The organism is Corallococcus sp. AB011P, assembly GCF_003611605.1.
GTDB classification, from domain to species: Bacteria; Myxococcota; Myxococcia; order Myxococcales; family Myxococcaceae; genus Corallococcus; species Corallococcus coralloides.
Genome location: NZ_RAVX01000003.1, coordinates 260763 through 273690 on the forward strand (window position 1 = coordinate 260763; position 12928 = coordinate 273690).

At 68.3% G+C, this 12928-nt stretch carries 9 protein-coding genes; 3 read left to right on the forward strand and 6 right to left on the reverse strand.

Translation table 11 applies throughout. The features are described 5' to 3' along the window. Window positions 1–3: 3 nt before the first annotated feature. Window positions 4–2208 (forward strand): peptidase domain-containing ABC transporter, encoded by a 2205-nt coding sequence (locus D7X30_RS10830; protein ID WP_120562815.1) that lies wholly within the window; start codon window positions 4–6, stop codon window positions 2206–2208. Here the strand turns inward: D7X30_RS10830 and D7X30_RS10835 are convergent. Beyond that, a complete protein-coding gene (locus D7X30_RS10835; protein ID WP_120562816.1) occupies window positions 2196–4466 on the reverse strand; it encodes a kelch repeat-containing protein in 2271 nt (756 codons plus the stop codon). The two genes, D7X30_RS10830 and D7X30_RS10835, sit on opposite strands and share 13 nt — an antisense overlap. Window positions 4467–4537: 71 nt before the next feature. On the opposite strand from D7X30_RS10835, the gene D7X30_RS10840 reads away from it, so the two are divergent. Continuing rightward, the gene (locus tag D7X30_RS10840; protein ID WP_120562817.1) at window positions 4538–5671 is read left to right on the forward strand and encodes a hypothetical protein; all 1134 of its coding nucleotides are present in this window, start codon (window positions 4538–4540) and stop codon (window positions 5669–5671) included. 30 nt (window positions 5672–5701) lie between these two features. Here the strand turns inward: D7X30_RS10840 and D7X30_RS42770 are convergent, their stop codons facing one another. From D7X30_RS42770 to D7X30_RS10860, 3 genes are all read right to left on the reverse strand, one after another. Then, window positions 5702–7003 (reverse strand): hypothetical protein, encoded by a 1302-nt coding sequence (locus tag D7X30_RS42770; RefSeq protein ID WP_233591509.1) that lies wholly within the window; start codon window positions 7001–7003, stop codon window positions 5702–5704. A 62-nt stretch (window positions 7004–7065) separates the two neighbouring features. Continuing rightward, complete coding sequence (locus D7X30_RS10855; protein ID WP_120562818.1) at window positions 7066–7248, reverse strand: hypothetical protein; 183 nt, start codon at window positions 7246–7248, stop codon at window positions 7066–7068. Between the two features lie 10 nt (window positions 7249–7258). After that, window positions 7259–7618, reverse strand: coding sequence for a hypothetical protein (locus D7X30_RS10860; protein WP_147443159.1), 360 nt, complete (start codon window positions 7616–7618; stop codon window positions 7259–7261). Window positions 7619–7777: 159 nt separating this feature from the next. Here D7X30_RS10860 and D7X30_RS10865 point away from each other — a divergent pair, with 159 nt between their 5' ends. Beyond that, a complete protein-coding gene (locus D7X30_RS10865; RefSeq protein ID WP_120562820.1) occupies window positions 7778–9070 on the forward strand; it encodes an OprO/OprP family phosphate-selective porin in 1293 nt (430 codons plus the stop codon). Window positions 9071–9082: 12 nt separating this feature from the next. Here D7X30_RS10865 and D7X30_RS10870 read toward each other — a convergent pair whose 3' ends face one another. Both D7X30_RS10870 and D7X30_RS10875 read right to left on the reverse strand, forming a co-directional pair. Continuing rightward, on the reverse strand, window positions 9083–12367 hold the full coding sequence (locus D7X30_RS10870) for a hypothetical protein (RefSeq protein ID WP_147443160.1): 3285 nt from the start codon (window positions 12365–12367) through the stop codon (window positions 9083–9085). 221 nt (window positions 12368–12588) lie between these two features. Then, window positions 12589–12849, reverse strand: coding sequence for a hypothetical protein (locus tag D7X30_RS10875; protein ID WP_199724241.1), 261 nt, complete (start codon window positions 12847–12849; stop codon window positions 12589–12591). Window positions 12850–12928 lie beyond the last annotated feature (79 nt).

The following is a 12928-nucleotide window of genomic DNA, read 5'->3' on the forward strand; positions in this document are numbered from 1 at the left end:
GGCATGGGCGCGTGGCGTGAGTTGAGGCGGCGGTGGCGCCGGGTGCCGTTCCTCCAGCAGTTCACCGCGGCGGACTGCGGCCCCACGTGCCTGGCCATGGTGCTGGCGTACCATGGCGCTCCGGCGCGGCCGGCGGAGGTTCGCGGGGCGGTGGGGGCGGGGCGCGGTGGCGCGCACGCGCTGGCGTTGGTGGAAGCGGCGCGGTGCTTCGGTCTGGACGCGCGTGGCGTGAGCCTGGGCCTGGACGAGCTGCCCGCGCTGGACCGCGGCTCCATCCTCCACTGGGAGTTCAACCACTACGTCGTCTTCGACGGGCTGTGGCGGGGTGGGGTGGACGTGGTGGACCCGGCGCTGGGGCGGCGGCGGTTGTCCTGGGACGAGTTCCGCGACGCCTTCACCGGCGTGGCGCTGCTGTTCGAGCCCACGTCCGCGCTCCGGGGAGGCCACACGCGGCCGGCCCTGTTGCGCCGCCTGCCAGCCCTGCTGCGCGGGCACGCAGGCAACTGGACACGCATCTTCGCGGTGTCGCTGGTGCTGCAGGTGCTGTCGCTGGTGCTCCCGTTCCTCACGGGCATGGCGGTGGACCGGGTGGTGCCACGGCAGGACACGAGCCTGCTCGCGGCGCTGGGGGTGGGCGTGGGGCTGGTGCTGGTGTGCCACGTCCTGGCCACGTCGCTGCGCTCGGTCCTGCTGGTGCGGCTGCGCGTGGAGCTGGACGTGGGCATGGCGGGCCAGTTGGTGCGGCACCTGGTGTCGCTGCCGTATGCGTTCCTCCAGCAGCGCTCGTCGGGCGACCTGATGATGCGCATCAACAGCCTGGCCATCATCCGCGAGGCGCTGGGCGGGGCCACGCTGGCGGTGATGCTGGACGGGCTGCTCATCCTCTCCTCGGTGGGGATGCTGGCGGGCCTGAGCCGGCCGCTGCTCCTGGCGGTGGGGGCCGTGGCGGCGGCGCAGGTGCTGGTGCTGTTCTTGACGCGGCGGCGGCGCGAGGAGCTGCTGGCCAGCGAGATGCACGCGCAGGCGAAGTCCCAGGACTTCACGGTGGAGATGCTGTCCGGCTTGGAGGTGCTGAAGTCCTCGGGTGCGCAGGGACAGGCGGTGGGGCACTGGGAGGAGCTCTACACGAGGCAGCTCAATGCCTCTTCGCGCAAGCGCTACTACCAGGGCGTGGTGGACGCGCTGGCGGCGGGGCTCCAGGTGGGAGCGCCCTCGGTGTTGCTGGGCACGGGGTTGTGGCAGGTGTTGCGCGGTGAGCTGACGCTGGGGGCGATGCTGACGGCGCAGGCGCTGGCGCTGGGCGCGCTGGCTCCCCTGGCTTCCCTGGTCGCGGTGGGTGGGCAGTTGCAGCTCGCTGGCGGCTACATGGAGCGCATCGACGACCTGCTGGAGACGTCTCCGGAGCAGGACGCGCGAAAGGTGCGGCCCGCGCCGAAGCTGGCGGGTGGCATCACGGTGGAGGGCGTCCGCTTCCGCTACGGAGCGCTGGAGTCACCGTCCCTGCAGGACGTGTCGCTGAGAATCGCCCCGGGGCAGTGGGCGGCCATCGTCGGTCCCTCCGGTGGTGGCAAGTCCACGCTGGCGCGCGTGCTGTTGGGGTTGTACCGGCCGGAGGCGGGGCGGGTGCTCTTCGACGGGATGGACCTGACGGAGCTGGAGAGCGACTCGGTGCGCCAGCAGCTGGGCATCGTGGTGCAGGACACGCGGCTGTTCAACGCGTCGGTGCGCAGCAACATCGCCTTCGCGGATCCGTCCATCCCGCTGGCGGCCGTGGTGGACGCGGCGACGCGCGCGGGCATCCACGAGGACATCCTCGCGCTGCCGCTGGGCTACGACACGCCCCTGGGAGACCAGGGGGCCAGTCTGTCCGGAGGGCAGCGGCAGCGGTTGGCCCTGGCGCGAGCGCTGGTGCGTCGGCCCTCGGTGCTGCTCCTGGACGAGGCGACGAGCGCGCTGGACGCCGTCACCGAGCGGCGCGTGCAACAGGCGCTGCAATCCCTCTCCTGCACCCGCGTCACCATCGCCCACCGCCTGAGCACCGTGGCCGGTGCGGACATCCTCTTTGTCATGGAGAAGGGCCGCATCGTGGAGCAGGGCACGCACGCGGAGCTGCTCGCACGAGGCGGGGCCTACACGCGGCTCGTGCAGGCCCAGCTCGAAATGCCCTCACGCCCCGAGGTGACGAAGGTGCGCGCTCAAGGCGCGTAGGTCTCCGTGTGGGAGAGGGCGCCGCCATTGAACCCGCCTACAACGAGCACCTTGCCAGAGGAGAGCAGGGTCGCGGTGTGTTGGTTGCGGGCCGTGGCCATGGACCCCGCGGAGGACCAGGCGTGGGTCACCGGGTCATACAGCTCCGTGGAGTCCAGGTAGCTATTGAAGCCCCCTGTCACGAACACCTTGCCAGAGGTGAGCAGGGTGGCGGTGTGGAGGGCGCGGCCTGTGACCATGGTACCGGCGGAGGCCCATGCGTTGGTGGCCGGGTCGTACACCTCCGAGGCGGCGAAGTAGCCAGTGTATCCCCCGGCGACCAGCACCTTGCCGGAGGCGAGCAGGGTGGCGGTGTGCTGGTAGCGGGCCGTGCTCATGGCGCTAACCGAGGCCCAGTCGTTGGTGGCCGGGTCATACAACTCCGTGGAGGCCAGTGAGTTGCCATCGAGGCCCCCCGTGACAAGCACCTTGCCGGAGGGAATCAGGACGGCGGTGTGCTGGTAGCGGGCCATGGACATGGGGCCCGCGAAGGACCAGGAGTCGGTGGCCGGGTCATACAGCTCCGCGGAGGACAGGGCGCCGCCATTGCCGTAGCCCCCCGTGACGAGCACCTTGCCGGAGGGGAGCAGGGTGGCGGTGTGCTGGTAGCGGGCCATGGACATGGGGCCCGCGAAGGACCAGCCGTGGGTGTCCGGGTCGTACAACTCCGCGGAGGCCAGGGCGCTGCCATTGAAGCCCCCCGTGACGAGCACCTTGCCAGAGGACAGCAGGGTGGCCGTGTGATGGAAGCGGCCCATGGCCATGGGGCCCGCGGAGGACCAGCCGTTGCTGTCCGGGTCGTATACCTCTGACGAGGTGCCGCCATTGTAGCCCGCGGCGACGAGCACCTTGCCGGAGGCGAGCAGGGTGGCGGTGTGGTTGTAGCGCCCCGTGGCCATGAGGCCCGCGAAGGACCATCCGGTCACGCATGTTCGCAGGCCGGAGGGGGAGAAGGCCTTGGAGGCCGAGATGCCGTAGGCATTGGTGACGACCACGGTGATGGAGGGGGGCGGGCCCGTCACCGCGCAGGAGGGCGCTGTCCATGCGACCTGGCTGGTATTGGCGGTGCTTTGTACCGCGGACAGCGAGCCCATGTTGGCGGTCCAGGCAAACGTCATGGAGCTGGACTGCGGGTCCATGGCCGTGACGTCAAAGGTCACCGTCTGGCCTGGAGAGGCGGAGGTGGCGGACTGGTAGAATTGGGTGAGGAGGGGGGCGAAGCGCTCGGTGGATGAGGCCGCGACGCAGAGGTTGAGCGAGCCCGTGGTCTGCCCACCCCGGTTGTCTTGCACCGTGACGGTGAGCCGGCAGTTGTTGCACGCGCTGGCTGGAACGGAGGAGGGGATGAAGGACGCGGTGCTGGAAGTCGCATCCGTCCAGGTCCCGGGGCAGGTCGCGGCCCACTGGTACGAGAGTGCATCGCCATCCGCATCCGAGGCATTGACGGAGACGGCGGTGGACTGCCCCGCATCGAGCCGGCTGAGCGAGGCCGAGACCTTGGAGACCACCGGCCAGAGGTTGAAGGAGACGTCGATGGCCGCGTCGCCGGTGGGGGTGCTGGAGACGACGTTGACGGCGAGGGAGACGGAGGCGGCGGCACCCTGCGAGTCCGTCACGGTGAAGACGAGGGTTTGGATGCCAGACGCGGAAGGCGCCGTCCAAGAGGAGGCGCCGTCCGTGGGGGCGGAGAACGTGCCGCTGGAGGCCGTCCACGCAAAGGTGAGGGTGTCCCCGGTGTTGGGGTCATGGGCCGCCGCGGTCAGCGAGAGTGAGCCGCCAGCCTGGACCGTGGTGGTGGAGGCGACGACGGAGTCAATGAGGGGGGCTTCATTGCCATACGGAGCGGGTGGGGCAAGCTCCTGGAGGGTGATGACCACGGTGGTGGTCTGGTTCGCGGCAATGGTGACGCCGGAAGTCTGGCCCTGGAACCGCCGGGTGCCGGAGGCGTCGAAGGCCTCGGCAAGGAAGGAGTGATTGGCGCCAGCGGGGATGTCACCGATGAGTCCGCCCCAGGAGCCGTTGGACCGGCCCAGGTCGATGACGCGGGGAGGCATCTCCGCCGTGGAGAGCGTCACCTTGACGCGAGAGACCTCCTGGGAAGAGAGGGCCTGCTGGACGGAGGCCGCGAATTGGACGGAGCCGGCGGGCCGAGCGCTGCAGGCTGCCAGGGAGAGCAGGAGTACGGTGGCCAAAAGGGCAATGCGACTAAAGGGGGGCATGCCTTGAAGAATCCAATACATGGAAGATGATGCAAGAATCCCGATGGCAACCGATGAAAGGCGAAGGCGTTATGAAGACGAAGACCTCGTTTCGAAACTACCGAGCGCTGTCCCTGCTGCTGGGAGGGTTGCTGCTGACGTCCTGCGAAAAGGACCCGGCGAAGCCCGATCCAGTTCCGGACGCCGGGTCGGGAGTGATGAATCCCGGGACGCACGGCGAAGGGGAGCTCACGGAGGAGGGGCAGCGGGTCCGCTACGAACTGGCCACGAAGGCCGGACACTTCTACCGGTTCAGCTGCCAGGCGGACACCCTGTCTGGATGTGTGGTACGGAGGCTCGATCCGGAAACGCTGGAGCCCCTCCCGATCAGCGGGAACTACGAGTTCAGCTACGCTACCTGGCGTGCGGCAGTGGACGAAACCGCCATCGTGGACGTGGGTGCGTCCCGCCCTTCGCAGGCCCAGGTCGGCCGGTATACCTTTGACTTCTCCGAGACCGAGGACGCCGAGCCCAACACGGCACAGGACGCCATTTCCAAGGAGGTCCCGTCGGACTTCACCGGCGTCTTGAACGCCCCGGATGACGTGGATGTCTTCCGGTTCTCCATTCCAAAGGGGCGCATCCTGGGGGTGGTCTGCGGCGTCAGGGTGGGCGGCCCAGGCCCCCAATCGGCGATCGTGAGGGCGGATGGCACCGTGCTCAACACGTTTGTCTATTCGGGCTCCAGGTACGGGGAGAAAGCGCTGTCCGCCGAGAACGACACCGGAGAGGACCTCTTCCTGCGAGTCTTCTCCTGGGTGGGAGGTGTGGGGGACTATCACTGCAAGACGACGGACGACGGAGTGGACGATCATCCGGATGCGCTGCCAGAGGCCACGGTGGTGACGGTGCCCTCGACGACCGACGTGACGTTCTGGCCCGTGGGTGATGTGGACGTGCTCGCGGTGGACCTCGTGGAAGGTCACACGTACCGGGTGAACTCGAACGGATTCTCCTTCTATCCCTCCACGACGGTGCTGGATGCCCAGGGCACCGTCCTCGCGAAGGACATCGAGGACCCCGATAGCTTGAGTCTGATTGCCGAGTTCACGGCGCCTTCCACCGCGCGCTACTTCCTCTCGCTTCGTCGCCTCCAGGGGTTCGGTGTCTACGTCACCTACTACGACACGGAATTCACATACAGCATCTCCGATGTCACGCCGTAGCCCTTGAGCGGGGCTTCGGGCGTCAGCGGCTCACAGCGCCTCGCGCAGGTTCCGCTCCGCGATGCGAACGAGCTGGGTGACGCGCTTGTGGAGCCACAGGCCGAAGGGCTGCACGCGCTCGCGCTTCATGGGCCTGGGGAGCTTCTCCATGCCCTCGTCGAACGGGATGATGGCCAGCTCGCCGGTGGCGGACACCACGCGGGGGTCGAACGCGAAGGACCTGGAGGTGTGCCACCCTCCGTGGAACACGAGGAGCTCCTCCAGGTCCGTATTTCCGGTGGCTTCGACGAGGTCGTCCATCGCGTAGAGGTCCTCCGCCACCTCCAGGCAGCTCCAGCCTCCGCCGGTGACGTTGCCGCACAGGAACATGGGCAGGTCCTGGTCGGCTCCGCTGCCCACAATCCAGGTGATGGAGCCATACACGCGCAGGAAGTAGTCCCAACTGGACTCGCGCTTCTTCGGCCTGCCTGGCTTCGCAGTCCTCCAACGACCGATGCGCGCCTTGTGCATGCGCTTGAAGAAGGACGCATGCTCCTCGGCCGTGGCGATGCGCTTCTTCTCCTTCTCGGCATCAAGCTGCTCCGCGACGAAGTGCCCCGTGGGAAAGCGCTCGTGCAGGTCCTTCAGCATCGAGATGGCCACGTCAACGGCCTCGAAGGCGTCCTGGGGCTGCGGGAAGGAGGGCCCCTTGGGCAGGGGCGCACGCCTGGGCGCGCCGGGTGCGGGCTTGGGCTCCGGATTGGAGAACCTGGCTTCGGTGAGCTCGATGTTTCGGAGCACGAAGCCCGCCTTCTCCTTGGCACGAACGCGCTGCTCGGCCCGGGCAAGGGCGGCTTCACGGCTCGCGAGGGTCGTCTGCTCCGAGTAGTCCTCGAAGACATGCTCGCCGTCCACGCGGACCTCCCAGTACTTGTCCGGAGCCCGGTGATACTGGCGGCGTGTCACGAGCTTCTTCGTCGCGTTCCATGGCGCGCCATCCTTGAAGCCCAGCTTGCGGTAGCGCGCCAGCAGGGCTTCGACGCGGGAGGTCTCGATGCGGGAGACGAGGTGCGCGCCGTTCAGCGTCCCTCGGCAGACGAGCGACTGCGCGCCACGCACCTCGACATCGACGTGGAGCAGGGTGCTGAGCCGGTACAGGGTGTGCCGCCGCTCGACGGGGGCGAGCCCCTGGAAGACGTTCGGGTCCTCCCGGGTGAGCGTGCCCTCGCTCCAGACACGCAGGGCGCCGCCCTGGTTGTAGAGCCAGACCTCGTCCTTCGTGTCGAGCTGGGGATCCGAGTACCAGATGGGATCCCCGCCATTGAGCTTCTGCAACCGCTTCCAGTCGGGCATGGGGCCTTGTCTCACGCGCGCTCGGGACGCGTAAACCCGAGCGACGCCCGCCCCAGCATGCCTCAGGGTTCGCTCCGCGGCTGCAGCGTCCAGGTGAAGGTGGCGTCCGCGTAGGGGAACGTCCCGGACAGCTCACCATTGGGCTTCGCGAGCGGCGGTGAACCCGAGTCCGTGAAGAGGATGTTCCCGGGGGCATCCTTCTCCGGGCCCCGGCAGTCCGGGCCACCGCTGACGGCGATGTCCACGATGCGTCCATCACCAATCGCCGACGTGTCCGAGCGCGAGGCGTGCGACAGCCAGTCCTGTCGGCGTAGTCGTGCTCGAGCTGCAGCGCTTGTCCATACACCTGGTCGATGGCCAGTTCGCGGTCGCATCGCGGATCCATCCGTAACGGGGCTGCGGGCCCTTCGTCTTGTAGGACCACTGGATGGCGTGCATCAGCTCGTGTGTCACCGCACCCTTGAGCGCGTCGTTGGCAAGCCCATCCGGCACCAGGGTGTAGGTGGCGGCCTGCGTGTTGTGCAAGCCCTCCGGGACGGTCAATCCCCGGCCGGTCATGTTTCGGGAGCTGACGGACATCCAGGTGGGTGCGCAACGGGCGGAGCGCTTCTTCATTCCCAGCGGCTACCAGGCGGATCCCCACTGATCCGGATCCGGCAAGTGAAGGTGACAACACGCCCGCCCGGCGATTCTTGACAGCATCACCTGCACGCGGAGAGGGTGCACGCCCGGCGCCCCCTCCAGCCCTGGCGCCCCTCGCCTGAAAGGTCCCGCGTGTCCGCCTTCTCCGCCGCCCACCTCGCCACCCTGGGGTTGCTGTTGCTCTCCGCGCCCCCGGCCCGCGCCCAGGCGACCGAGCCCGAAAAGCCCCCGGAGCCCCCCAGCATTCAGCTCTCCGAGGAGGGCTACATCTTCTCCACCGCCGACAAGGCCTTCGTGCTGAAGATCCGCGGACAGCTCCAGGGGGATGGCCGCTTCTACATTGCGGACTCGGACCGGAGCGCCAACAACACGTTCCTCATCCGCCGCCTGCGCCCCTTCCTGGACGGGACGCTCTTCGGCTTCGTGGACTTCCGGATCATGCCGGACTTCGGCGTCAATCAGCCGCTCATCCAGGACGCGTATATCGACCTGCGCCCCGTCGAGTGGCTCCGCCTGCGCGCCGGCCGCTTCAAGACGCCCTTCGGGCTGGAGCTGCTCCAGGCCAACACGGACGTCCCCTTCATCGAACGCTCGCTCACCTTCGACCTGGTCCCCGTCCGCGACGCCGGCCTGCAGCTGTACGGCGACATCGCCGGGGGGCGCCTCAGCTATGCGTTCGCGGTGGTCAACGGCGATCCCGACGGCGCCAGCATCGACGTCAACACCGACGACAGCTTCGACCTGGTGGCCCGCGTCTTCGCCCAGCCCTTCAAGGGCGATACGAACTCCGCGCTCCAGGGCCTGGGCCTGGGCGTCGCCGTCTCCCGGGGCCTCCAGTTCGGCACGCCCTCCTCCACCACCTCCAATACCGGCCTGGTGCCGCAGCGCAGCACCGGCCAGGAGATCATCTTCAGCTTCCTGAACAATGGGACGACCGGACCGACCGTCGTCGCGGACGGCGAGCACGTGCGTCTGTCGCCCCAGGGCTACTTCTACTGGGGCCCGGTGGGGCTCCTCGCGGAGTACGTCCTGTCGTCCCAGGAGGTGAGCGTCGGTGACCAGCGCGCGCGCCTGCGCCACCACGCGTGGCAGGCCTATGCGTCGTATGTGCTGGGCGGGGAAGCGTCCTTCACGGGCCCCAAGCCCCACCGCGCCTTCGATCCCAAGACAGGCAAGGGCGGCGCGCTGGAGCTCTCCGTGCGCTACCAGGGCCTGGACATGGACAACGACGCGTTCCCCATCTTCGCGGACCCCACCGTCTCCGTGAGCCAGGCCCGCGGCTTCGGTGTCGCCGCCCTCTTCGCCTTCAACCGGCGCGTGCGCGTCGCGTTGAACTATCACCACACGACGTACGTGGGCGGGGCCCTGGACGGTGACAGGGAAGCGGAGAACGTCGTGATGTCCCGGTTCCAGGTCGCGTTCTGAGACACGGGCCGTCTACCGCGGTCCCCCGGCGGATTCCTGAAGGCGCGTCAGGCCCGGAGCAGGCCCGATGTGCACCTGCGTCACGACCTGCGTTTCATTTCCCGCTGCATCCGTGGCGCGCACCAGCAGCGGGACGGATCCCCGGTTGACCAGGTCCACCGTGTGGCTGACCGTGCCCGTGCCGCTGTCCAGCATGGTGGTCTCCAGCCACTGCGTCGTCACACGCGTGGGCGTGGCGTCCTGGACGGAGGCGGTCACGGTCACCAGGGGACTGGAGAGCGTTTCGTCCCCCCGCGGAGCGAGGATGGCGAGGACGGGAGGCGTGAGGTCCACCGTCACCGGCAGCTGCTTTCGCGTGACGGCACCGCTCGAATCGGTGGCGGTCAGCTCCACGACATGGGGGCCTTCCCCCAGGTTCAGGAAGGTGAGGACGAAGCCTCCGCTGAGGTCCGGCGTCACGGGGATGGGGGCGCCCCCGTCCACCTGGAAGGAGGCCTGGGTGACGGGTGCGCCGCCGGGACGGGGCGTGGTCCAACCGCAGGCCATGAGGGTCGTCTCCCGAGTGTATCGCGGCAGGTTGCACATCGTGACGTTCAGCGTGTCGTCCGGCGGGGGCTCCGTGACCTGGATGGTGGAGACACACTGCACCTGATTCCCGCCGACGTCCGTGGCGGTGTACGTCACCGGCGTGGTGCCCACCGGGTACATGCCAGCCGCGGGGCCGGAGACCTGGGGCGGCGCGCAGGCGTCCTCCGCGGTGGCCACGCCCGGCGTCACCAGGGCGCCCTCCGGGCCCGTGCCCTGGACGGTGATGGGCGCGGGGCAGGTGAGGGTGGGCGGCTGCGTGTCCCGCACCGTCACGCTGGCCGTGCACGACGAGCCGAGTCCCTTGCTGTCCGTGCACGTCAGCGTCGCCGTATGCGAGCCCAGCGCGTGCGGACAGCCAGGGGTCTGCACGCAGTTCACGGTGTCGCCCGTGTCCGGGTCGAAGGAGCCGTCATCCACCGAGCCGCAGCCGCTGCACGCGCTGTTAGCGGGAACGATGATTCCCTTGCAGCGGGCCACCGGGGGCCGGTTGACACAGAAGGCTCCGGGGCAGCTCGGACCGTCCGCCGGATCATCCCAGACGAGCTGCTCGATGGCGCTCGCGGGCTCGCTCATTCCTTCGGTGAAGGCGAAGACCTGGATGCTGTTGTCGCAGGCCTGCAACGGCACCTGGAAGGAGAAGGTCGGGTCGAAGCCGCAGTCGGTGCAGAGCGTGACGTCCGGCCCTCCGTTGAGCCGGTACCAGACGCGGTCCACCTGGGCGGGCCGGCTCTTCACCTGTCCGGAGACCTGCTTGGAATCCGATGCGGCGCATCCCGCCAGCGAGGCCAGGCTGACGGACAGCGGGGGCACCAGCTTGAGCCGCTGTCCACACCCCAGCGTCACACCGATGGGCGCGAAGCTGGCTTTGTTCACCGCGCCCGAGTCGCTCACCATGAAGGCGCCGGGCTGGAGGGTGAAGGTTCCCTGGGGGAGTGCCATGGAGATCTGCCCGCTCGTCTGCGCGTACGAGGCGGGATTCGGCGTGTTCCAGACCGCGGGCGTCCCGTAGGCGGTTCCCGAAGCCACGTAGGCCGCTGGCTGGTTGCGCCAATCCCTGCCGGTGTAGCTGCCGGACACGTCCGCGAAGGGATTGAAGAAGCGGCCCGTGGTGGAGGTGTATTGGATCTGCACCTCGTTGAAGCAGTACTCGTGGTTGATGCGCAAGCGCTGTTCAGGATTGAGCCGGGCGCTCCTGGCGCCATCAATCGTTGAGCGCAGTGCGAGCGCCCCGTAGCGGAAGCGCGCCGGGTCATACAGCCCAGGCCGGGTGGTGAAGGGGCCGCTGCCGGTCGGCTCGGACCAGAAGCTCAGGGCGAGCTTGTGCTGGGTCCAGTCCAGGACCAGCAGGTCGAAGGTCAGGGGCAACACCTGCTCATACGTGGAGACCAGCTCGCCCAGGTTCGCGTCGAAGGTGCCGGGGAAGGCGGTGTGGCTGGAACCGCCCGAACCGGTCGTATGGAAGTAGGTGCCCCTGCTTCCAATGGCCGTGGAGTCGGGCACGCCATCGCCATTGCTGTCGTGATCCCCCTCGAAGTAGAGCGCCTGGAGCGAGCTCCAGGCCCCCGGATGCTGGCGCATGAAGGGGTCCGCCAGATGGACGGAGCCGTAGAAATAGGCGGGGTGCATGTCATAGGCGTGGCGTGTCTGCCCATTCACCTGCCGCGTCAGCGGCATCGGTGGGCCCTCGGTGACGGACACCGGGAAGGCGTAATAGGGCGTGTTGACCTGCGTGAAGTTCCGCCCTGAGCGCAGGCTGGCCCTGGCATACGTTGAATAGGTGCCGACGGTGAGGTTGGGGCTCGTCCACCAGCTCCCGGCATCGTTCACGGGAGACCAGCCGCCGGGCAGGTTCAGGGTGTGCGCCTGGGCGGGCCCACCGAAATAGATGCTCTTGGAGGAGGCGGTCTCCCCGTGGATCTCGAAGGCACCGGTCAGGCCGCCGAGCGCGGGGGGAACGGGAGTCCCCACGGGAATGCACGCCTGGACGATCTCATCGCAACCCGCGGCGAGCTGCACGGGATACGTGCTCCTCACCGGTCCCGTCGAGGTACTGACGCTGTAGGCGAGCGAGGCGGTCTGGCTCGTGCCGCCCGCCACGTAGTGGATGTAGCGCCCCGCGCCCCAATCCGACAGATACAGGCCGCCGTCGAGCCGGACGTCCCTGACCGCCGTCAGGGTCTGGCAGGTCGCATCCGTTCCGAACTGGAACTGGACAACGCCAATGCAGCTCTGGACCGTGACTTCCGTGGGGGCGGGCTGCACCTCGACGGGCCGGACCGTCACCCCGGACATGACAGGGATGGCGTAGGTCCCCCGGCTGGCGCTGAGGTTGTAGACGACGCCCGGGTTGCCGCCAGCCCCTGCCTCGACCTGCATCTCGAAGCGGAACTCCGAGGGGCTGACCCGCACGGTGGAACTGGTGGTGGCACTGAAGCCCGGAGGCGATGTGCTGGATACGGAAACGCTGTTGGAGCCGTGGATCCACGAGTCCGTCGCCAGCAGCGCCAGCACCTGCGGATTCATGTTGGTGAGTCGCACCGATCCCTGGAGCACGTTCGACTCCAGCTCCACCACGCCCCCTGCGTCGAGCGCGGCTTCCTTCTGGGCGAAGAAGTCACCGGAGCCCTCCTCTGGCGCTCGCTCCTCACATGCGACCAGCCCCGCCAGACATGCGAGGACCGTGGAAAGTCTTCCGAGTTTCAAAATCACCAGGTCACCGGGCCTTCACTGACAGTGGGTTTGCGACAGACGGGCGGCGTATACGGAGTATGTGTATTGAATGTCAAATGCGTGGCGGGACGAGGGGTTGAGTCCAGCTCCACCCGCCTGGGTTGGCGCAGCCCGGGATGCTCGCGCTGATCCATGATCAGGCAGGACAGACGAGGGCAGGGCAGTGGTAGGCGTCCAGCGTTTCAAGACGCAATGCTACTTCATGAAGTGCGCGCCGCTTTCGTGTGCTCAGTGGCAGAAGATGAGTTCGGGGTACCACGGCGAGGGCGTGGCCAGCAGTGGCTGCGGCCAGAGCCGCGCAGGTGCTGGTCGAAGAACGCGTTGACGTAGGCCCGGGTGCGCTCCGCGGTGGTGCTCGCGCCGATGTCGATGCCGAGCTGGTCCGCGAACAGCCCGATGGCTGGTGCGACAAAGACAGGCATCCGTGCGTGGAACACGGCCCTCGCCTCGAACTCGTTCACCGGCTGGAGGCTGCTTGAAGGGACTGCCGGGCAGCGGACGGTGGGCGGGGCGGCGCTCGACGGCGGGGCCGCGGAGTGG